Origin of the sequence: Pseudomonas sp. HY2-MNA-CIBAN-0224 (assembly GCF_040310285.1) — a bacterium.
Lineage (GTDB): Bacteria > Pseudomonadota > Gammaproteobacteria > Pseudomonadales > Pseudomonadaceae > Aquipseudomonas > Aquipseudomonas helleri.
This window is the reverse complement of record NZ_JBEOPQ010000128.1, coordinates 1-1,201: the sequence shown is the minus strand read 5'-3', so window position 1 is coordinate 1,201 and position 1,201 is coordinate 1. Positions and strand designations below refer to the sequence as shown.

The window sequence follows — 1,201 nt, the reverse complement described above, 5'->3', positions numbered from 1 at the left end:
TATCAAAAGCGAGCATATCTCTTGCTGCAATTTCTTTAACTCCTTGACGAAATTTTGCTTCGTCACCACCGACATTTATATATATTGATTCTAGTTCTGCCTGATAACGAAGCTCTTCTGGAGTACCCGCAGTACCAGGTATGTATATAGGTCTATCACTACCTCCCCCTCCTTCGTTAGGCTCACCAGCATAAGTATTACCTGCTACGAGACTACCCTCAGCTGCATTATCCTCATTATCGAAAGGCGTAAAATTTACAAATAGAATATCTAAATCGTTGTTATAAGACTCTGATGGTTGGTTGTCTTTAGGCGCTGCAAAGCTAGCAAATACAGCTTCTGGATCAGATTTAGGAAACTGCATAGGCGCTGGCTGCTCAACGCCCATCACCTCAAAGTCACTCTCGCAAAACGATTGCTGATTAGCAATAAGCTTAGCACCGCAGCTAGTCACATCTCCTGCGCGAGCAATGGGCGCACCATCGACAATAAACGAGGAGTCCCCTGTCAAAATAGTGGTCAATTTTTTACACTTTTTACAGATAACTTTATCGCCTTTACGCGAGATAGGAATACCGTTATGAGTGCTGTGCGGTGAGCCACTAATAACTTCACCACCATGAGTCGTTGTCGCGCCTACGGTGATATAAGCTGCCATAGTATCGTCCTAAATATTATTATCATCTAAATTCTAACATGATAAATGGACATAAGTTTATAAAAACCATAAGAGGGTTACCGCCATTCAAGTCCTCACTAGAGAACCGTACCTATCCAAAATATTCACAAGTCTTAGTATTCAAGATACTCTCTAATAGGGCGTTTCTTAAATTGTGAAGGATCCTTTTTGAGACGATTAATCATTTCAAACTCCCAAGCGTTCGGATCTTGACCTGCTGGACTAGTAGAACTAACCAAATGATTATAATCGGCAACAAAGCTAGGATTACGGGCAATACGCCCCAGCTGCCTATCATTTAATCCTTCAACCGTAAACATATCAGATGTATTACCGTCTCTTCCACTTGCTAAACTCTGAGTGCTTTTGGATTTTTCTTTATCCGAGATTTTGAATTTAAAACCTATTATCGTTCTACCTTTTTTAACTTGCTCATAGCCAACTTTGATATCAGTTTTTTCATTAATTTCTTGAACCGCAAGGTCTAAAACTCTTAATTTAAAATTCCCCATTCTTTTATAT

General features: G+C 39.8%; 2 protein-coding genes. Both read right to left on the bottom strand.

Annotation, left to right across the window (positions count from 1 at the left end; translation table 11 throughout):
- On the bottom strand, positions 1-658 hold a 658-nt coding region (locus tag AAEZ03_RS25655; protein WP_350582505.1), incomplete at its 3' end, for a PAAR domain-containing protein.
- A gap of 134 nt (positions 659-792) precedes the next feature.
- Positions 793-1,201 (bottom strand): hypothetical protein (locus tag AAEZ03_RS25650; RefSeq protein ID WP_502947947.1); only part of this gene is annotated, 409 nt, incomplete at its 5' end.